General features: G+C 40.6%; 18 protein-coding genes. 13 read left to right on the top strand and 5 right to left on the bottom strand.

The window, feature by feature from the left end; genetic code table 11:
• Window positions 1–68 precede the first annotated feature (68 nt).
• Window positions 69–290, bottom strand: a complete 222-nt coding sequence (locus tag RCZ04_RS04790) for a hypothetical protein (RefSeq protein WP_460484818.1) — start codon at window positions 288–290, stop codon at window positions 69–71.
• A 157-nt stretch (window positions 291–447) separates the two neighbouring features.
• Window positions 448–1,098 (bottom strand): peptidoglycan-binding protein LysM, encoded by a 651-nt coding sequence (locus tag RCZ04_RS04785; RefSeq protein ID WP_460484817.1) that lies wholly within the window; start codon window positions 1,096–1,098, stop codon window positions 448–450.
• A gap of 1,028 nt (window positions 1,099–2,126) precedes the next feature.
• Between RCZ04_RS04785 and RCZ04_RS04780 the strand changes: the two genes are divergently transcribed.
• The 6 genes from RCZ04_RS04780 (at window position 2,127) to ilvA (ending at window position 9,556) form a co-directional block, all read left to right on the top strand.
• A complete protein-coding gene (locus tag RCZ04_RS04780; RefSeq protein WP_460484816.1) occupies window positions 2,127–3,806 on the top strand; it encodes a DUF6377 domain-containing protein in 1,680 nt (559 codons plus the stop codon).
• Between the two features lie 130 nt (window positions 3,807–3,936).
• Complete coding sequence (locus tag RCZ04_RS04775; protein ID WP_460484815.1) at window positions 3,937–4,758, top strand: mechanosensitive ion channel family protein; 822 nt, start codon at window positions 3,937–3,939, stop codon at window positions 4,756–4,758.
• A gap of 228 nt (window positions 4,759–4,986) precedes the next feature.
• Window positions 4,987–5,823 (top strand): leucine-rich repeat domain-containing protein, encoded by an 837-nt coding sequence (locus RCZ04_RS04770; protein WP_460484814.1) that lies wholly within the window; start codon window positions 4,987–4,989, stop codon window positions 5,821–5,823.
• A gap of 618 nt (window positions 5,824–6,441) precedes the next feature.
• Window positions 6,442–7,254, top strand: coding sequence for a leucine-rich repeat domain-containing protein (locus RCZ04_RS04765; RefSeq protein WP_460484813.1), 813 nt, complete (start codon window positions 6,442–6,444; stop codon window positions 7,252–7,254).
• Between the two features lie 16 nt (window positions 7,255–7,270).
• Window positions 7,271–8,101, top strand: a complete 831-nt coding sequence (locus RCZ04_RS04760; RefSeq protein ID WP_460484834.1) for a leucine-rich repeat domain-containing protein — start codon at window positions 7,271–7,273, stop codon at window positions 8,099–8,101.
• Window positions 8,102–8,368: 267 nt separating this feature from the next.
• A complete protein-coding gene (ilvA, locus tag RCZ04_RS04755; protein ID WP_460484812.1) occupies window positions 8,369–9,556 on the top strand; it encodes a threonine ammonia-lyase in 1,188 nt (395 codons plus the stop codon).
• A 106-nt stretch (window positions 9,557–9,662) separates the two neighbouring features.
• Here ilvA and RCZ04_RS04750 read toward each other — a convergent pair whose 3' ends face one another.
• The 3 genes from RCZ04_RS04750 to RCZ04_RS04740 form a co-directional block, all read right to left on the bottom strand.
• A complete protein-coding gene (locus tag RCZ04_RS04750) occupies window positions 9,663–11,249 on the bottom strand; it encodes a DUF5018 domain-containing protein (RefSeq protein WP_460484811.1) in 1,587 nt (528 codons plus the stop codon).
• 89 nt (window positions 11,250–11,338) lie between these two features.
• The gene (locus tag RCZ04_RS04745) at window positions 11,339–13,627 is read right to left on the bottom strand and encodes a hypothetical protein (RefSeq protein WP_460484810.1); all 2,289 of its coding nucleotides are present in this window, start codon (window positions 13,625–13,627) and stop codon (window positions 11,339–11,341) included.
• Between the two features lie 34 nt (window positions 13,628–13,661).
• Window positions 13,662–14,984 (bottom strand): vWA domain-containing protein, encoded by a 1,323-nt coding sequence (locus RCZ04_RS04740; protein ID WP_460484809.1) that lies wholly within the window; start codon window positions 14,982–14,984, stop codon window positions 13,662–13,664.
• A gap of 680 nt (window positions 14,985–15,664) precedes the next feature.
• Here RCZ04_RS04740 and RCZ04_RS04735 point away from each other — a divergent pair.
• The 7 genes from RCZ04_RS04735 to galE all read left to right on the top strand — a co-directional run bounded on the left by RCZ04_RS04735 (window position 15,665) and on the right by galE (window position 20,523).
• Window positions 15,665–16,087 (top strand): SufE family protein, encoded by a 423-nt coding sequence (locus RCZ04_RS04735; RefSeq protein WP_460484808.1) that lies wholly within the window; start codon window positions 15,665–15,667, stop codon window positions 16,085–16,087.
• Window positions 16,088–16,096: 9 nt separating this feature from the next.
• Window positions 16,097–16,420, top strand: a complete 324-nt coding sequence (locus RCZ04_RS04730) for an iron-sulfur cluster assembly protein (protein ID WP_460484807.1) — start codon at window positions 16,097–16,099, stop codon at window positions 16,418–16,420.
• 20 nt (window positions 16,421–16,440) lie between these two features.
• Complete coding sequence (locus tag RCZ04_RS04725; RefSeq protein WP_460484806.1) at window positions 16,441–17,343, top strand: DUF3078 domain-containing protein; 903 nt, start codon at window positions 16,441–16,443, stop codon at window positions 17,341–17,343.
• Between the two features lie 205 nt (window positions 17,344–17,548).
• Window positions 17,549–18,109 carry a Crp/Fnr family transcriptional regulator gene (locus tag RCZ04_RS04720; protein WP_460484805.1) on the top strand — a complete coding sequence of 187 codons (561 nt, stop codon included), beginning with the start codon at window positions 17,549–17,551 and terminating at the stop codon, window positions 18,107–18,109.
• A 75-nt stretch (window positions 18,110–18,184) separates the two neighbouring features.
• On the top strand, window positions 18,185–18,859 hold the full coding sequence (locus RCZ04_RS04715) for an L-2-amino-thiazoline-4-carboxylic acid hydrolase (RefSeq protein ID WP_460484804.1): 675 nt from the start codon (window positions 18,185–18,187) through the stop codon (window positions 18,857–18,859).
• Window positions 18,856–19,383 carry a Crp/Fnr family transcriptional regulator gene (locus RCZ04_RS04710; RefSeq protein ID WP_460484803.1) on the top strand — a complete coding sequence of 176 codons (528 nt, stop codon included), beginning with the start codon at window positions 18,856–18,858 and terminating at the stop codon, window positions 19,381–19,383. Before RCZ04_RS04715 ends, RCZ04_RS04710 begins: the two co-directional genes overlap by 4 nt.
• Window positions 19,384–19,503: 120 nt before the next feature.
• A complete protein-coding gene (galE, locus tag RCZ04_RS04705; RefSeq protein WP_460484802.1) occupies window positions 19,504–20,523 on the top strand; it encodes an NAD-dependent epimerase/dehydratase family protein in 1,020 nt (339 codons plus the stop codon).
• The last annotated feature ends 649 nt before the right edge of the window (window positions 20,524–21,172 follow it).

The raw sequence follows: 21,172 nt of genomic DNA, 5'->3' as shown, positions 1-21,172 counted from the left end.
CACTATATTTGTTACTCTACACCCTGTGGCTTCGGCGGCGTCACGAACGAAATTGTAGAGGGTTTGGCTCAGTGCTGCCTTTTCTGGATATTTAAACGATAAATCATCTGGGTGTGCGACTCGGTAAGGTTCTGTGATGTACCAATGAGTTTAATCCCGCGAAAATCTTGTAACTCATCGTCTAAGGTAGTACCAAAAGGCGATACACTGAGGTTTTGTGTAGCGGTGAGTACATCTTGCAGAGTGGGATAGATATCCCAGCGTTTTTTGAGTTTTATTGAAATGGGCATAGGAGCAAGCCACACGGGCTTTTATTGGTTAGGGTACAAAGGTATGAAGTAATTAGCAAATGAGCAAATGCTGAATATAAAAAACAAAAGTCCTTGTCAAGATTATAAAACCTTGACAAAGACGAAGAGTGTTTATGTTTTCGATTAACTTACTGTTTTAAAAACGGGGGAGTCTTTCAGGAGTAATGTGCGTTGTGTCGTACCCCGCAAAGTGTTTTAAGTAGTTTTGCAGTGTGGTGCCATTGCCATCGGCGAAGGCATAGCGTCCTTTTTTCTTTAGATATTTTTTTACTGATTGAGCTCCGACTAAGTGAGCAGCGGCTAATATGCCTGACTCGGTAATTTCTATACCGTTAATTTTAGTACCTACGTATTGTTTGATTTCATTGCGCAAATACCATTTGTTGCGCTGAAGACTAAGTGTAAAAAGTCGTTCTTGTTGTTCAGGAGAGTTGAGGAATTGCTGAACGTCTTTTACTCCGTAGAACTGTAAAGCTGATTTTCCGAATTGATATTTCCCCATATAGCCGAACCTATTGACTATAAAATAATCGCCTCGTGACTCGCGGTAGGCTAAGGCTTCTTTAAAGCCTATAAATCCTTTTCCTATTTTGGGTGGATTTAAGGAAAACAGATTGGGGTCGCTTGTTATTTCTTTTGGCATAGCGGTAACCAAACGAGGTATATCTACTACAAAGCTGGGCGGAACTACGGTAGTTCTTTCTTCATCGCTTTTTACAGTAAAGCCCAACATAAAAAATACGACCATCATTATGGCGCAATAATACCTCTTTTTTGCATTTTTCATAAAAATTGTTTTCTTTAAGACTTACGTGTGTTCTTCAAGAGAAGTAGACCTGCTTAAAATTATTTCGGGGGCAAAATTACAAAAAAAATGCCAAACACAACTATTTCACCCTATAAATTTGCTAATAGTGTTATAAGTGATTATGATAACAACTTCTTTAAACATCAGTAAACACAAGGATTAGGACTTTTAGTTAGCAGGATTTTAAATTATTGTTGAGCGATGGAAATATTTTTTATGGAAGTACTGCTATAAGTAGGATTTTTAGGATAGGTCAGATTATTCGGATAAGTCGGATTATTGGGGATGCGAGGTCGTAGCACTACAGGCAGTAAAGGGTTGGGAATATCGGAAGGAAATGGAAAAATTCGTAAGAGGGCTTTTAGGTAAAAGATAAAAGATGGACTGTGAGATGGGTATGGTTAGCTTATACAAAGCTTATAGGATGCTTATACGAATCTTGGACGATTGGTATACAAAGGGTGTATAAGTAATTGATTAATACTGTAATACAACAATGCCAATAATGGCAAAAATGGGGTTTCGTGGCGAAAGAAAGAGAAGAGGCCATAGGCATTAGGCTATAAGCAATAGGGGGAGATGCGGTGGAAACCTCCCCCTAACCCCCTCGGATAGGGGGAATTAGTGACGGAAAAGCGACGGGAAAATGGTAGGATAACATCCCCCCTACCCCCCTCAAGGGGGGAGATGCGGTGGGGAAGATGCAAGAAATAAAGGCTGGAGAGGGGGAACGTAGTGACGGGAAAAGAGAGAAAACCTCCCCCTAGCCCCCTCCAAAGGGGGAGTGTGGTGACGGGAAAGTGAGAGAAACCTCTTCTTAGCCGCTTCGGAGAGAGGGGACTGTAGCGACGGGAAAGTGAGAGAAACCTCTTCTTAGCTGCTTCGGAGAGAGGGGACTGTAGCGACGGGAAAAGAGGGGGTGAGGTGGAATAAATTTGGGAATTTGGGAATTAGTTTGTACTTTTGCGGTTATCAATAACTAAAAAAGAAAGCTGTTTTTTCTATATATGAACCATAAACTACTTATATTGTTAATACTTTATCTACTACTTCTCCCCTACTACGGCTTTGCACAAGTGGAACAAAACAAGACTTTACTGAGTGAGCTTACGGCGCTTATCGGTAAAAAAGAGGTTTACACTCAGCAAAAAGAACGGAAAATTAAAGAGGCGATTGACTTGCTGAAAGTGCCTAACGCGACGGCAGAACAGCACTATGCGATTAATCAGCGGTTGTTTGACGAATTTAAGACGTATATATCGGACTCGGCAGTGTACTACGTGAAGGAGAATATTCGCATTGCGGAGGAGCTTCAAAAAACTGATTGGCAAAACGATTCGCGGTTAGAACTGGCTTCGCTGTATATCATTTCGGGTAATTACTTGGACGCTGCGGACTTGTTACAATCTGTTCCGCTTAGTGATTTAGAAGGCTATGACATCATTAAATACTACAATTGCTACCAAAATCTTTACAACAACTATGCTTTTAACAACCCGAATGCTAAGGAATACATCAATAAGAGCAACCGCTATCGTGACCTTTTGCTGAATTTGGTGGATAAAAACTCTACCCATTATATCTTGCTTTATGCGGGAGTGCTTACTGATGCGAAGCGTTACGATGAAGCCGAAAAACTGCTTTTAGACCGCTTTGCCTTGATGCACACTGATGAACACGAAAAAGCTGTGCTGGGGTATGTGCTCGGCACCCTCTACAAGAAGAAAAAGGACATTCCTAACCAAATAAAATACTTTACTATTTCGGCGAGTTGTGACATCAAGGATGCGATTAAGGAAAACGCTTCGATGCTGGAACTGGCATCGGCGCTGTTTCAATTAGGGGAAGTAGAGAACGCTTATACGTGTATCAAATCGGCGATGGAAGATGCGACTTTCTGCAATGCTCAATTGCGTTCGGACGAGGTGATGCGCATCTTTCCGATTATTGAGAAGGCTTATCAGGAGCGCATTCACAGTCAGAATACCAAGTTGCGCAACTCGTTATGGTTAGTTGGGCTTTTTGCGGTGTGCCTAATTATTGCAGTGGTATTGGTTACCCGACAAGTAAAGCGCATTGCCAAAATACGGAAAGAGCTGTATCACAAAAACCAAGATTTGGAACAACTGAACGAGCATTTGCGCGAGGTAGTGAGCGAGTTGAACAGTACAAACCAAAGGCTTTCGGAAGTGAATGCGGAGCTATTGGAGAGCGATGAGGTGAAAGAAGCGTATATTGGTCAGTTTTTTAACTTGTGTTCGGTGTACATTAGTAAGCTTGAGATGTACCAGAAGATGCTTGTAAAAAAGGCGAAAGAGCGCAATTGGGACGAGCTGAACAAGGTGCTACGGTCTACCGAGATGATAGAACACGAGCTGAAGGAGTTTTACAAGCTATTTGACGATATTTTCTTACATTTGTTTCCGAACTTTATCGCTGAGTTCAACGCCCTGTTAGCGGAAGAGGAGCGCTTTTCGCCCAGACCTCACGAGATGACGCCAGAGTTGCGGATTTTTGCACTGATACGGTTGGGCATTACTGATAGTTCTAAAATAGCGACCTTCTTGCATTATTCTACCAATACGATTTACAACTATCGGACGCGGGTGCGCAACAAAGCTATTGTGCCACGCGACAGCTTTGAAGAAAGTGTGATGAAGATAGGGAAAAGCAAGATTAATGGTTAATGGTTAATGATTAATGGTTAATGGTTGGGGGAATGGGATTATGCTGATAAGTGGACTTATGCTGGCGGGGCGGACTGGGAGGACTGGAGGGAGTTAGAAGCTACTAAATAAAGATAAAAATAAATAAAAGATGAATGAATTTTCGACTGCTGATTTTGAAGGGCTCATTAAAGAGTGGATTACGGGACTTATCAAGTTTGCGCCTACACTATTGTGGGCAATTGCACTTTACTTTATAGGGCGATACATTATCAGGTTTATTACCAAACTGCTTAAAAGCTTGATGGTACGTCGCGGGGTAGACCTTGCGTTGCAGGGATTCCTGTTGCAAGTAGTACGGTGGATACTGTATATTGCGCTGTTCCTTACCATAGTGCAAGTGATAGGACTGCCCGCAACCCAGTTTATCGCGATTATTACCAGTGGTTTTGTGGCAGTGGGATTGGCATTGCAAGGGTCACTTTCTAACTTTGCCAGCGGGATAATGATATTGGTATTCAAACCTTTTCGGGTAGGCGATACCATTGAAGGCAACGGGGAAAAGGGCACTGTGAAGAATATAGGTCTGTTTGCCACAACTCTTAACAAAGCGAACAACGAACAGGCAATTATCCCAAACACTCAGCTTTTTAGTAATAGCATTATCAATTACAGCAGGGAGGAAAAACGCAGGGTATACGTATTGGTAGGGATAGGGTATAGCTCGGATATACAAAAGGCACGCGAAGTGCTCTTGCAAATTGCAAAAGAAGAGCCGAAAGCTTTACCTGAACCTGAGCCTGTGGTGTATGTAGAGGAATTGGCTGATAGCTCAGTGAACCTTTCGTTGCGTTATTGGTGTTTGACTGCTGACCACGGGGGGTGTATCTTTCGGACTTTAGAAACTATCAAGAACCGTTTTGATGAAGCAGGTATTGAGATACCTTTCCCACAAGTGCAGGTGCACCAGTAGGAGCAGTGATTAATAGTTAATGAGCAATGATTAATGGTTAATGATAGAATGTGAATTAACGTTAAAATTGTTTTTTATTCATTGCTAATTGGTACTTTTTTTATACTTTTGCTTCATCTTATACCGGCTATGAAGATAGTCGGTATTTTTTTTGTGAATATTTTATTGCTAATTGCTGATTATTTAGTACTTTTGTGGCGTATTTAACATCATAAAAATGATTATACGATGAGAAAAGTTTTCTTTTTAGCCTTTGTGGCTATTGTTTTAGTGAGTTGTAAGAAGAAAGACGACGGCGGTAATGAGGTAAACGTATCGCCTAATGACTACACGCTTAGCGCTGATGGACTTACCTTAGTGAAATGGACTAACAGTAGTACTATTACTATTGATATGCAGGGGGATAGCAATTTACGGAATGTGAATACTATTGCCAATAATGCGTTTAAAGACCTTAAAAGTTTAAGAGCGATTACTTTTTCGGATAATTTAAAAGAAATAGGTAATGATGCCTTTTCGGGAACGAACCTCAGTGATGGGGTGAACTTTAATTCTTATTCAGATGTAGCGTTTGGTGAGAGGGTTTTTTATCGTTCGAATATCAGAAAGGTGGTGTTACCGAATACTAAAGAGCTTTCGAAACAGATTTTTGCTGATTGTAGGAATTTGAAAGAAGTTACTTTTAAAAAGACTGGCATAATAGCTGATGGGGCTTTTTCGTCTTGTGGAACACTTGAAATAGTAGATTTAACTAATGCGGGGGTTACTCATATTGGAAAAGAGGCTTTTGCCAATTGTAAGCTGTTGAAAAGGGCTATCCTTTCGGTGACTATGAACTTGAAAACGATAGGGGATAGATCGTTTGCAAACTGTACTGCTTTGGAGAATGTTACTATCTTAGCGCTTTATCCTCCGTATTTAGAGGGAGACCCTTTCTCTGGGATAGCGAAAACTAAGCTTCCTTCTTTTTATATCCCAAGAAAGCCTAAGAATTTGATGGATATCTACAAAGGAGATAATAATTGGAAGAATTTATTGGATAGGTTTCAGTTGATTCCTAATTAATAATCTTGGTTGGACTTGTTCGGACGAGTCGGACATTTCGGACTTGTTGGAGAAAGTTCCAAAATTTCTGAGGGGTTTGGAGGAAATAACCTCCCCCTAGCCCCCTCAGAGAGGGGGAGTATGTGATGGAAAATGGGATATTGGTGTTGTAAAAAAAAACGGAAAAGTTCGGAAGGGTGTTTTTAGGTAAAAGATAAAAGGTAAAAGGTAAAATGGGTATGCGGAGCTTATACAAAGCTTATAGGAAGCTTATACGAATCTTGGACGATTGTTATACAAAGAGCGTATAAGTAATTGATTCATACTATAATACAATAATGCTAAAAATGCCAACAATGGGGTTTCGAGACGAAAGAAAAAGAAGCGCGAGCCGCACAGGCAGGGGGAACAGGCGAAGGTAAGGCGAACAAATGACAAACTCAAAATGAAGATAACCTCCCCCTATTCACATACTCTGCTCTCGTAGTGCACATACCCAGCTGTGAGCCCTCGCTGGCTATCTCCTAAGGGGATAACCTCCCCCTAGCCCCCTCGGAGAGGGGGAATTGGTGACGCAAAGGTGAAGGAATGACGAAGGACGAGGAACGAAGGACGAATACTATAAAAATAATTAATATAATGAGAAAGATTTTATTATTAGCTTTGGTGGCGATTGCTTGGGTGAGCTGTAAGAAGAGCAGTGATGACAGCAACGGTAATTCTACGGCTGATTATGAGCTCAGCGCTGATGGGCGCACGCTCATCAAATGGAAAAATGCGAATACTACGGAGCTGAATATGGAAGCGGATAGTAGGTTACGGAATGTGAATACGATTGGGAAAGAGGCTTTTAAAGAGCATCAGAACTTAGTATCGATTACTTTTCCGAACAACTTAAAAGAGATAGAGGAGAGTGCTTTTGAGGAGGCTAACCTCAGCGGTGAGGTTATGTTTAACACGAAGGCTACGGTTAATTTTGGTGAAAAGGCTTTTCAACACTGTCACTTGAAAAAGATAACGCTCCCTAATATGAAAGTGTTGGGTATTAGCTCGCTTTCAATTTGCAGGGATTTAAAAGAGGTTACGTTTAGCAAAGTGGCGAAATTAGATATTTTCGCGCTGAGAGACTGCCAAGCTGCCTCTCTTAATTTCGAGGGAACAGGACTGATTGAAATAGAGCACGGTGTTTTTGTAGGAATGTGGAGTTTGAAAGAGATAACACTGCCCGAGACACTCACCAAAATACAATCGAATGCTTTTTGGGACTGCAGAGTGCTGAAAAAGATTACTATTAAAGCGGTAAACCCTCCTGTGTTACACGTTAATGGTATTTTTGGTACGAAGGATAAAAGTTTAATTCCTACTATTTATGTGCCTAAGGGCTCAGTAGAGCGGTACAAAAAAGCTACTGGGTGGAGTGACTTTGCTGAGAAGATTCAGGCGATTAATTAAATTAGAAAATTAGATGATGAGAAAATTAGCAAATGGGAAAATGAGAAAGATTATTTTATTATTGGCTTTGGTGGCAATTGCTTTGGCGAGCTGTAAGAAGAGTGATGACGGTGATAGCAATGGTAATTCTACAGCTGATTATGAGCTAAGTGCCGATGGGCGCACGCTCATCAAGTGGAAAAATGCGAATACTACGGAGCTGAATATGGAGGCGGATAGTAGGTTACGGAATGTGAATACGATTGGGAAAGAGGCTTTTAAAGAGCATCAGAACTTAGTATCGATTACTTTTCCGAATAACTTGAAAGAGATAGAAGAGAGAGCTTTTGAAGAGGCTAACCTCAGCGGTGAGGTTATCTTTAACACGAAGGCTACGGTTGCTTTTGGAGATAAGGCGTTCTTCCATACAAAAATTAGAAAAATGACCTTCCCAAATGTAAAAGTACTACCTGACCGTGTGCTATCGGCTTCCTATAATCTTGAAGAAATACACTTCAATAAAATAGAAAGATTAGGGTATGGTGCTATCAGTTGGAATTATGTGAAAGAACTCAACTTAGAAAATACAGGGCTTACCGAAGTAGAAACTGTGGGCATTTCGGGCTGTTTGGAGATGAAGAGTGTGATTTTGCCTGCAACAATTAAGATTATAGGGTATGATGCTTTTTGGCATTGCGACCAACTTAGAACCGTTACTATCAAGGCGGTGATCCCTCCTGCTTTAGTAAACAACCCTTTTAGAGCTACTCGTATAGAGAAGATATACGTGCCTAAGGGCTCGGTAGAGCAATACAAAAGGGCGAAAGGCTGGAGTGATTTTTCGGATAAAATTCAAGCTGAGGTGTGAGCCACAGTGTGAGCCACAGTGTGAGCCACACGGGCAGGTAGAGAATTAGCAAATTTGAAAATGAGAAAATGTGCAGAAACCTCCTCCTAATTCACTTACTCGGCAGTTGCCGACAACCCTTAAAGAGTAGATAACCTCCCCCTAATTCACTTACTCGGCAATTGCCGACAACCCTCCAAAGGGGGAGCGCCGATAATATTGTAAAATCAAAAACTATTATATTTTGACCCTTGATTCATATTAATAATTAACACTAATTGAAAAATTATGAACTTTACCACAGCACGTGAGCACCTTAGGAGTGTGCTCTTACCAACGCCTCTTATTTACAGTCCGCTCTTCTCAGAAGAGTCTGGCAACCAAATCTACATCAAGCCAGAAAACTTACAAAAGACTGGGGCTTTTAAGATTCGCGGGGCATATAACAAGATGCTTAAGCTCAGCGAAGCTGAAAAACAGCGCGGAGTGATTGCTTCCTCGGCGGGGAACCACGCACAGGGTGTGGCTTATGCAGCACGCGAATTAGGCATTAAAGCCGTGATAGTAATGCCAAAAACCACGCCCCTTATCAAAGTACAATCTACCAAGAAATACGGTGCAGAAGTGGTACTTTATGGCGATGTGTACGACGATGCTTACCAAAAAGCTAAAGAACTCGAAGAAAAGGAGGGCTATGTGTTTGTACACCCTTTTAATGACCCCGATGTGTTAGAAGGGCAAGGCACTATTGCACTGGAAATACTGGAACAGTTGCCCGAAACTGATGTGATTGTCGTACCTATAGGAGGAGGTGGACTTATATCGGGGATTGCTTGTGCAGCGAAACAAATTAAACCAGAAGTGAAGATTGTAGGGGTAGAGCCCTCAGGAGCTGCCTCGGCAACAGAGGCTCTGAAGAAGAACAAGCTTGTAACTTTGGCTGAAGCGAATACCATTGCCGATGGTACAGCTGTAAAGCGCATAGGAGAGCTAAATTTTGATTATATTAAGAAGTATGTAGATGAGGTGGTGACCGTAGATGACTATGAACTAACGGAAGCTTTCTTACTACTGGCAGAAAAACACAAGCTTATAGCTGAGAACTCTGGTGTATTACCTTTGGCTGCCCTTAAGAAGCTAAGCGACCGAGGTAAGAATGTTGTGCCTGTAGTGAGTGGAGGAAACATTGATGTACTGATGATTTCGTCAATGATAAGCAAAGGATTGGTAAGCAGAGACCGGATTTTTAACTTCTCGGTAAGCATTCCTGACCGCCCTGGTGAACTGGCTAAGATTACTCAAATTATTGCAGAAGTGGGTGCCAATGTAGTAAAATTAGCACATAACCAGTTTAAGAATCTCTCACGTTTCCGCGATAAAGAAGTACTCATCACGGTAGAGACCAATGGCACTGACCATATTCAGCAATTAGTGAGTGCTTTTAAAGATAAGGGATACGATATTGTGGCTAAGTAGTTATTAGCCCAACTGACTTTATAAAAAAGACTTTGCCAAAGGGTCTGTAGCACGACAGGCTATTAACTCTTTGGCAAAGTGTTTTAATTTTTTGGTGCACTACATCTTAACTCTGCCTCATCACTAAAGAAAAATCAGCTTTGTATTCCTTACCATCTTCTTCTATGAGCACATAACCTTTCAAAGGTAGGTTATCTACTAAATAGTCATAATCATTATCTGATAGTATTTGGGCTGAGCTTATGACTTTATATTGTGGGAAAGGTATTATTTTTTCTATTTTCAATTTAGGAAATACAATGGCTTTTATTGTAGCGTTGTTTAATTCCTCGTTAAAGTAAATCTGAACAAATTTAGCATTGCTTGCTGCATTTTTATTTACAATCTTAGCAAGATTAACCGTTAAACGCCCAGCCGTCAGTTGTTGAACGGTAATCTCTTGAGCAAAAACTTCTGATTTTAATTTCACTTGTGAAGAGAATACCACTTTGTAAGTGCCTGAAGGTACCTCTTCTCCGATCTTAAACTTAGCCTCTGTAGCTGTTCTGTGATTAGAGTAAAGTGTTGCTTTTATCTCTCCATCTTGCATCAATAGCAAATTGCAAAATCTGTAATCTCTAATATAATTCATACCGCTATAGGCAAAGTTTTCTCCTGTTACTATTAGTTCATCATCTGTTCTAAGCTTAGTTGCTGAAAGGGTTTTAATTACTGGAGCATATACAGGCTCTATTTTTATGGCTTGTTTGTTGCTGTTTACAAAATCGAGCACTTGCTCTTTAGCCCCGCCTTTTACTACGAACTTAAAGTCATTACCTCCACTGAAAGCTCCTGCAGGGGTATTAAACATCTTAAATTCGAGGTTGTAACCTGAGATATTTTTCACTGTAAGTGGGTAATCTTGTCCGTTTTTGCGCAAGTAATAGGTGTATTTCTCTAAGGCTTCAGCGTTAGCATTTATCACTGTTTTAAAGGTTTGTGCCTCAATAGTTGCTAAAGAGGTAACAGGTTCAAACATAATGACATCTAACACTTGTAGCTCCATTTCTCCATTATCTAAACTAAATGCACCGCTATCCACCTCTTCTTTGTCAAAAGTAGCTCTAAAGTGATACTGACCATTTTTATAGGATTCGGGCAATACTACGTACACACGTCTTTCTTTTTTGTCAATCTTCTGTACTTTGAGGTCGTAAGAAAGAGCGTCTCTGTATCTGTGAAGTTTTACTTTTATCTGCTCTTTTTTAACAGGTAAGGTATTGACATCAAAGAAAATCACTTCACCTCCCGCTTTATTGAGATACTCTCTTTCGTCAAACGTTATTTTAATAGGCTCATCGGGTTGTTCACTCTTTTCGGTAGTTACTGATACGGTGTACACTTGGGTACTTTTGTTTTCAGCAGTTACTGTATAGGTTACTACCTTTGAGAAATCTTGAGCAACCCCACTATTGGGGCTTACGGTAGCTCCTTTAGAGACTGTGATAGTTGGGGTAAGGGTAGTTACCTCGGTATCTTCGGGTAACAGAACGCTGACTGTGGTGTTGCTAATAGTACCGCTATAAGTATTTCCTTCTATGGTAAAGGCAAACGAAAGCATATCTTTTGCAGTACTCAACTGCTGTATTTCACCATCGTCTTTGCTACACGATAAAGTGAGCAACAAAATGCATAAAACATATAATTTTTTCATCGTAGATAATTGTTTATAATTGCTTGCTGTTAGAGAGTGCAAAAGTACAAAAAAAGAAATGATGTGCAAGACTGCACATCATTTTTTATTTATTCTCCTTGTTTCATCTTCTTGAGATTAGCTTTTACCTCTTCTCGTTGTGACTCAAATTCATCATCGGTAGTTGAAAGGAGTTTTACGGCTTTTTCTTCGAGCTTAATCGCTTCTTGTTTCTCACCACGGGCATATAGCAAGTGGGCAAGGGTATCTAAATAATAGGGGTTTTCAGGTTCTAACTGCACCGCTGAGGTAGCCCACTGATAGGGTTCTGTGAGTTTAGCAGGGTTGTTCCTATTTTCTTCATACACTTTCCAAGCGATGTTGTTAGCACGATTGGCAAAGCGCATTTTGTAATACTTCCAACTGTTATCATCGTCATCTTCACTGAATGCTTTATCAAGAGCTGCGATAAGGTTGCTATCTCTTTGCAATAGATTTTTGTAGTACTGACCAAAGTAAGCGCTGGCTTCTTCCACATTGTTTTCATAGAGAAAGTCAATGTAATCATCAGCAGTAAAAAGATTCTTTTTTACGCCTTCGGTATAAACAGTTTTTACAGCGTTAAAGAGACTCTTATCGTTAGCACCTATACGGTCAAGTTGGGTACTAAGATTTCCTTTATTGTACTCTATTACGCCTTTCTCTAAGCGTTGTTGATAGTCTAAATAATCATCGTCTTTAGGAACGAGTTTTTCGTTATGAGCTTTAATCTCATCGGCGAATTTCACCAAATAAGCAATGGCATCTATATCGGCTGATGAAGTAGGTTTTTCGGCATTGAAAATGCGGTAGTAATAGTCGCCACCAGTATTATTAAGGGCGAGCAATAGGGCATACTCAGCGTCGAGTTTGCTGTCTTTCTTATGAGCGTTCACGACTCGTTCCCATTGAGCAGTTGCCTGCTGTGGGGTGAGTTGCATCTGGTAAATGCCTTTTTGGTTTTTGAGTTCGGAAAAATAATCTTCTTGCTCTTGAGCGATATAGTCGAACTGCTCTTCTTCGTTAGAGTCACCTGTCTTATGCTCAGGACGATTTTTAGCCAACAAATACACTCGCTGACTGTCTTTCTTGAGAAAAGTAATAAATATCTCTTGGAGGGCTTTTACTGAGAGTTTTGGGTTGCTCAAAGCCTTATCGAGTGCACGAGCCATTGCCATAGTACCAAACTGCTGTCCGTAAGCGTAACTTGTTAGGATTTCATCATTAGCAGCTTCTTCAACTGTAGATGGCTGACTGTAAAGCAGATTACCTGCCACGTCTAATACTGCCATTTGGTTACCTGTAGGTACGCCTTTAGCTTTGAGAGTCTTCATATCTTTGGCAGTTGCTAAATAGAGTTCATAGGGATAGCGTTTGTACTGCTTATCATCACTAAATTCATAGTCATTGCTACTGCCTTCTTCTTGATATTTAGCAAAGAGGGCCTTGAACTGTGCTTGCGCCTCCTTGTTATCGGGTTGCTGGAAAACGATTACTAACCTACTGTGCTTATCAGCTGAAGCAAGTGCTGCATTGAGGTTCTTGGGTATTGAAACAACTGCTTGGGTTTTCTCTTTAGCTCTTTTCTCGGGATTGTATTCGGGGATATCTTTCTCCTCCTCAAAAGCGATAAGGTGCTTCCAGTTCTTTACATTTTCCTTATTGCTACGGGCTACTTCTGCCGGATTAGAAGCACTTGCTTTACCACTGAACAGAATTGCGTTATCGGAATCGCCTTCGGTAAGGGAAATGGTTCCTTTATCGGGGTTGTATGTTCCTTTTAAGTTCAGTATGTTATTAGTACCTAAAAACTCTACTTCTACGGCATTGGTGCTCTTCCCGATAGGAAACTTCTCAATGATTACTTCTTTAGATTTATTGTCGAACACTACTGAATGGGCATTTACTAAGTAAAGGTTTTCAGTTCGTGGTACTTCAAAGCTTTCTAACACATAGTAAGATATTCCATTGCTGTCTTTTGTTTTTTCTATATTTTCTAATGAAGTAATTTTGTTATGGACACACACATATTCTACTTCGCCCTTATTATTTTCATAGCCTACATACAAGAAACGAGGGTCACCCAACAAACTTGCTGCTATTTTGAAGGTGATTTGTAACTTAGGGCTATTGCTCTGCTTCTTTTCAACTAAGAAAGATGACGTATCAGAGATGAATTCTATTCTTTTATCTTTTAAGGTATAATTGCCAGAAGCACCTATCAATTCGTAAGTGTTGTTATTGCCTATTCTGAGTTCTAAAGCATTACCAAGAGAGGTGGCTTTGTAAGAACCTGCTGGAATAGGGTTTTGCGCTATGAGTGATAGCGGAAAGAGTGCCAATAAGGGAAGTACTTTCATTTTTAGTTATTAGTTAAGAGTTGAGAGTTATAAGTTATTCTGTATATTTCTTGATAAGGCGAATCATTAGGTCGCTAAGTTTTTCTACTTGATATTCGCCTACACTGGGTTCTAAATGGCTGTTGCCGATACCGCTGTCGTCAGTGATGAACACGTAGGTACCATTGGTGTACATTGCCATAAAGCGCATTAAAAACTCGGTGGGCTTATCAATACCGCTGGCTACAATAGGGATGAGCTTGATACCTTTTTCGGCAGCGGTTTTTACTGATGCTTGTACGCTTTTAATCACTTTATCTTCGTGATGTGGTGGTGCATCGAGTACTAAAAAGGCAATGCGTGTGCGTGCCTCGGCGTCCCATTGCAGTTTGTTAAGCTCATTGAGGGCGGTGTGTACTGCTTCGGGAAAATCACCTCCACCATCAGCTTTTTGCTGGTTGATAAACTGAATGGTCTTATTGATATCCTTAGTAAAATCGGAATGTTTGACTACATAGTCATCGCCTTCGTCGCGGTAAAACACGGTGCCGGTACTGATTTTAAGGTTTTTGTTGCCTTCTTCTACCTTGCTGATTACATTCTTCAAGTCCATTTTTAGGAATTCTAACTCGTCGCTCATTGAGCCTGTTGCATCAACCATAAAGGCGATTTGCACTTCGTTTGAAGAGTTCTTAGAGTCTTTTTTGAGTGCGATGCGGTTGAGAGAGGTTTCGCTGAGGGCTTTTTCGGGGGTTACCCATTCGTTGTTTACTTTTAAGCGGAGATTTTGAGTGTTGAGGTCTTGTTCTTTTTGGAAGGCGCTCACCCATAGTTCGGCTTTACCGGCATTGTCGGTTTTAGCTGTCCACAGTAGTGTATTGTTGCGATAGAGGGCTACAGGGGCGTTTACTGCGGGCTTATTGTTGGCAGTTACGAGCACGGCGATGCGGTGATTGGTGAACATTTGCCAATGTTCGGGGTAAAAGGCAAACTCTTTTTTGTCAAGTGTTTTTTGATAGAAGTCCCAGCTGTTGAGGTCGTTCCATTCACCAGCGGTTACTAAGCCTGACTGAGGTTGAGGGTCGCTTTCGGGGCGACGCTTACGGTGTTTAGGTTCAGTGCGTTCAACTGGTTTGCTGGCAGACATTTTAGCACTTTTACTAACATCACCTGTTACTTTAGCGGAGGATCTTCTTTTAGAAGGCTCAACTACAACAATTTCGGCTAATTCACCACTGCTTTCACTTTCGTAATCGGCGGTACCTCCGTAATCGGCAGTACTGCTTTCGTGAGTAGCTGGTTTATGAGCATTTCGGTTGCCACAAGCGCCTATTAATAGGGCGAGGCATAGCAATAAGAAAAAAGATATGTTTTTCATTTTTGGAATATAGTTTTTGTGTTTCTGATAGTAGACATACGAAAATAATGCCAAAATGATACTATAATACTAAAAATGTCAATAATACTGATAATACCGATAATACCTATAATACTAAATAATGTTAGAAATACTGATAATACTAAATAATGTTAGAAATACTGATAATTTACTTTGCCAAAGGTCGTAGCACGACGGGCGATTAAAAACTTTGGCAAAGTGTGTATCGCTAAAAGTGACATATTAGTGGTTTCGGAAGGAAATGAAGAAATTCGGAAGGGAGTTTTTGGGTAAAAGGTAAAAGATGAGCTGTGAGAAGGGTATGGTTAGCTTATACAAAGCTTATACGAACCTTATACGAATCTTGGACGATTATTATATAAAGGGTATATAAGTGATTGATAATTAGTAGTTAAGAGTGAAGGAAAAAATGCCAAAAATAGGGTTTCGAGGCGAAAGAAAGGGGAAGGAGTAATAGGCCTTAGGCCATAGGCAATAGGAGGGAGTGTGACGAAAAATCAAAAGAAACCTCCCCCTAGCCCCCTCGTTGAGGGGGAATTAGTAACGGTAAGGAGAGGAGGTATGTGTGGGGGTTAGTGCGTTAAAAGAGCGTTAAAATATGTATTATTAATTGCAAATTAGTATTTGTTTTTTATCTTTGCGCCCTAAAAATAGTGTAAATGACTATTCAACAAATTCAGAATGAGCTTATTGAAGACTTTTCGTTGTTTGATGACTGGACGCAGCGCTATGAGTATTTAATAGACTTAGGCAAATCGTTACCTCTGATAGACGAAAAGTATAAAACGGAGGCATACCTCATTAAAGGTTGCCAAAGCCAAGTGTGGTTACACGCCGAAAAGCAAGATGGGAAGCTCATCTTTACTGCCGATAGCGATGCGATTATCACCAAAGGGATCGTTGCTTTATTAGTGAAAGTGTTCTCTCATCAAACGCCTGAGGATATTGTAAAAGCGGATATGAGTTTTATTGATAAAATTGGATTGAAAGACCACCTTTCACCTACTCGTGCCAATGGGTTGGTGAGTATGATTGGACAAATGAAGGGGTATGCCGCTAAGGAAATAGGAGTTAGAAATTAGGAAATAGAAATGACTGAAGAAATAAATATAGAGCAATTAGGCGAGAAAATCGTTGAAGTGCTCAAAACGATATACGACCCTGAAATACCTGTAGATATTTACGAATTGGGGCTTATTTACGATGTGTTTGTGAACGAAGACCGCGATGTAAAAATCTTGATGACCCTTACGTCGCCTAACTGTCCGGTGGCAGAGGCATTACCGATGGAGGTGAAGGAGAAGGTACAGAGCATTGACGAGGTGCACGAAACGATTGTAGAAATCACGTTTGACCCACCGTGGAATCAGGATATGATGAGCGAAGTGGCAAAACTTGAATTAGGATTTTTGTAAAAATAATAAATAAATCACTTATGAAAAAACTTTTATTTTCAGCTTTATTATTGTCTTCAGTAGCTGTATTTGCTCAGGAAGACCAAACGAATGACGGTGTAGCACAAGACCCTACGGCAGCTCCAACAGAGGAAGCTCCTGCTCCTCGATGGACAAAGGGAGGTAACGCTTCACTGATGTTCTCGCAAGCCGCCTTCAACCACGATTGGACAGGAGGGGGAACTAATAACGTAGCAGCAAGCCTTGCGGTGAGCTATGCTTTTAACTACAAAAAAGACAAATGGGCGTGGGATAACAACGTATTTGTTGATTACGGAATTACTAAACTTGAAGGTGATGACTATTCAAGAAAAACCACTGACCGTTTTGAGGTGAACTCAGTACTCGGTTACCAATTGAACAACCCTCAGTGGTACTATTCATTCTTCTTGAACTTCAAAACACAAATGACCGATGGTTACAAATATGAGAGCACTGGTCGTACGCTCATAAACCAAATGCTTTCACCTGGATACTTACAATTTGGTCCTGGTATGTTGTGGAAGAAGAGCGATAACCTAAAAGTGAACTTGGCTCCTGCAACTTCTAAAATCACGACTGCTAAAAGCCGTTGGACAGAAACAGGTTCTTTCTACGGTGTTGAACAAGAAAAGAACATTCGTTATGAACTCGGTTTCTACTTGAACGGTTATGCTAAGTTTACTGTGATGGACAATGTGTCTTTCGAGAATATCCTCAGCTTGTACAGCAACTATCTCGACAAACCACAAAACGTAGACTTGGATTATACTGCAAACATTGTGATGACTATCAACAAGTACTTATCAGCTAACTTCACTTTCCAAGCTATCTACGACGATGACGCTGCTAAAGCCTTCCAAATTCGCGAAGTATTGGGCTTAGGAGTAAACTACAAGTTTTAGTGTGAGGTGCGAGTCGCACACACAATTGTAGCACATTAGCAATTAGTAAAAAATAGAGAAGGGACTACCTTAATGGTAGTCCTTTTTTGTTTTGTTATAGAGAGGTTGTGGATTATTCGGAGGAAGCTTTTGTAAGAGCTAAGATTGGTATTTAGAAAAATAGTAGTACCTTTGCCTCACACATTATTGCTGAATTAAAGAAGAATTGGAAAAACTAATTGCATACATACAAAAAACCGTTCCTGAGCTAAAAATACAGGAACAGATGCTTAGAGAGGCTTTCCAAAAAGAGAGCGTTGCTAAAGATGCCTTGCTGTTAGACTTCGGACAAGTGTGTGAGCATTATTACTTTGTAAACAAAGGGGCTCTTAGAGTATTCTTTTACGACGAAGGAGAGGAATACACCAGCTGGATTGCTTTTGAAGACTACTTTTTCACAGAACAGCACAGTTATATGAATAGTGCTCCTTCTCATTATGCTATTACAGCGATTGAAGAGACTGAAGTGCTGAAAATACATAAGCAACAAGTAGATTCGTTGCTACAAGACAGTTATGAGTGGCAACAGTTCTTTATACAAAACCAGCAACAGACAATATTACGGTTAATGGAAACCATTGAGCTCTTCCAGAGACAACCTGCAAAGGAGCGTTATGAAGCTTTGTTTAGTTATCCTGCTTTTGTGCAAAAAGTGAAACAAAAAGACCTTGCCTCTATGCTCGGAATGACTAAATACTCAATCAGTAGGCTAAAATCTTACAAGTAAAAAGACGAAGTTGCCAAATAGCAACTTTTTTGTGTATTACTGTATGTAATTTTGCATTTATAAAACAAATGTAAAATGAACCAAGAAGAACAATACAGTTTTAGTCCGCTGGATAGCTATCAGTGGGTAAAGAAAGAGGCTTTTGCTTACATAGAAAGCCAACAATGGATAGAAGAGGTACAGTTTAAAGACTTTTTAAACGCTTTTGGACAGTGTTTTAACGGCTCATTAGAAAAAGTATCTTATCTTATCAAGAATGAATTAGATGAGGGGAATGTGCGATTTGCCATTTTGGTAGTAGCTTTGTATAACGCTTTTGTGAAGATAGGCAAGGAGGAAAAAGACGCTTTTCAGTATGTGAGCCTTGCTATTAATGAGCCCATAGCCTCTTTTATGGAACAAAACACGGAGGCTTTCTTAAGCGCTTCGGATAATCCTTTTAAGGAGATGGTGGAAATATCAAAAGCACGAGAGGTGTATTATTTTGGTAAAAGTTTTGTGTTTGAACGCCGTATAGATGATGCATATGGTTATGTATTACAAATTAAAAGATGCTTATTCCATGAAGTGCTAAAAGCTCTTGAGCATACTTTTTTGCAGAGAATTATATGCCAAGTAGATTGCGGTTGGATAAAAGGGATCAAGCCAGAGCAACACAATTTACAATTTGTACGACCTACTACTTTTGCTACGGGCAATGACTGCCAAATGTGGTTTGTAAAGCAAGAAAAAATAAAAGAAATAAGATGACCTTAAACCTTGATTTCCTCAGTCAGTATTTCACTGAAGTGCATTTCGATAAAGACGAGTTCATCACTCGTGCGGGTGAGGTAGAACACTCATTGTATTACCTTACGGAAGGTATTGTGCGCTTCTTTTATTACAACCCCACTACCGATAAAGAAACGACGGTAGATATCCTCTTTGCCGAGCAGTTTTTTATGTCGTATGCCTCGTTTGTAAAGCAAGAACCCTCGCTCTTCTCTATTCAAGCACTCAAAGAGGTTACTGCCTATAAAATAGGGCGTGAACACCTTGATGCCCTGATTCAGCAGCAGGAATACTTGCAAATAAAAGCTGATATTTTAGAACATTTACTCATTGAAAAGATGCAACGAGAAGCACAGTTTTTATTACAATCACCGGAAGAGATTTACCGCTATCTATTGGAAAAAGACCCTAAGCTGATACGGAATATACCGCTGAAATACATCGCTTCGTATATTGGGATTACTCCACAAGCGCTGAGCAGGATTAGGAAGAGAATATTTTAACGGTTAGTGATTAGTGTTTAATACTGAATAAAAAATGATGTGTTGTATTGCACATCATTTCTTTTTTTGTACTTTTGTGGCGATAAAAGGAATACAATCAAAAGAAATTAGTTTAAGCAAATGAAAAAAATAGTAGTAACAGGTGGATTGGGCTTTATTGGCTCGCACACCGTAGTTGAATTGCAAAACGCAGGCTTTGATGTGGTTATTATTGATAACCTTTCCAACGCTCAAGAAAACGTAAAAGACCACATTGCGAAAATCACTGGTAAAATGCCGGTATTCGAAAAGTTTGACTTGCGCGATAAGGCTGATGTACAGGATTTCTTTAAGCGCCATCAGGATGTGCAAGGACTTATTCACTTTGCTGCCTCTAAAGCTGTAGGTGAGAGCGTGGAGAAACCGCTTTTGTATTACGAAAACAACCTTACCAGCCTTGTATACTTATTGCAAGAACTGAGCAAGTTGCCCAAAGCACGCTTTATTTTCAGTTCGTCTTGCACCGTATACGGTCAGGCGGATGAGTTGCCTATTACTGAGAATGCTCCTGTGAAGAAAGCTGAATCGCCTTATGGTAATACTAAGCAAATCAGTGAGGAGATTATCAGTGATACTTGCAAGGTTACTCCTTCGCTCAATGCAATTGCCTTGCGCTATTTTAATCCTATTGGGGCACACCCTTCGGCTGAAATAGGCGAACTTCCGCTGGGCGTACCTCAAAACTTAGTTCCTTATATCACTCAAACGGCTATAGGGTTGCGTGAAAAACTTTCGGTTTTTGGTGGCGACTACCCGACCCCCGATGGCACTTGCATTCGCGATTATATTCACGTGGTGGATTTGGCGAAAGCTCACGTGATTGCTCTTCAACGTTTATTAGATGGTAAGAACGCTGAAAACTATGAAGTCTTCAACATAGGAACTGGCAAAGGTAGTACCGTGCTTGAAGTGATTCAAAGTTTTGAACGTGTATCGGGCAAGAAGCTCAATTACCAAATTGTAGGAAGGCGTGCGGGTGATATTACTGCTGCTTACGCCAATACCGACAAGGCAAACAATGTACTTGGCTGGAAAGCCCAAAGCACTTTGGACGATGCGATGCGCTCGGCTTGGCAATGGGAACAAAAAGTGCGGTCGTAGCACGGTGCAAGGTCGTAGCACGACGAGCGATTAAAAACTTTGGAAAAGTGTGTATCGCTAAAAGTGAGATATCTGTGATTTCGGAAGGAAACGGAGGGATTCGGAAAGGGGTTTTTAGGTAAAAGATAAAAGGTAAAAGGTAAAATGGGTATGGTTAGCTTATACAAAGCTTATAGGAAGCTTATANNGGTATATAAGTGATTGATTCATACCATAATACCATAATACAATAATGCCAAAAATGCCAAAAATGGGGTTTCGAGACGAAAGAAAGGGGAAGAAGTGTTAGGCCTTAGGCAATAGACAATAGGGTTGTGACGGTTATTATTGTTGTATAAATATCTTTTTAATATTGTTTAAACATCCCCCCTGCCCCCCTCAAGGGGGGAGATGCGACGGGAGACAAATGACGAAGAGCGAAGAAAACCTCCCCCTAGCCCCCTCGTGGAGGGGGAACTGTAGGGACGGGAAAGGGAGAGAAACATCCTCCTATTCACATACTCCGCTCTCGCGGACTTCCTTCAAAGGGGGAGATGCGACGGGAGACAAATGACGAATGGCGAGGGGAACATCCCCCTAGCCCACTCGGAGAGGGGGAGTGTAGTGGGGGAGAGATGAAGGGTAGATGTGTCATATCCTGAAATAGGTT

Source organism: Capnocytophaga sp. HP1101 (genome assembly GCF_054772415.1).
This window is presented reverse-complemented; position numbering and strand designations above follow the sequence as displayed.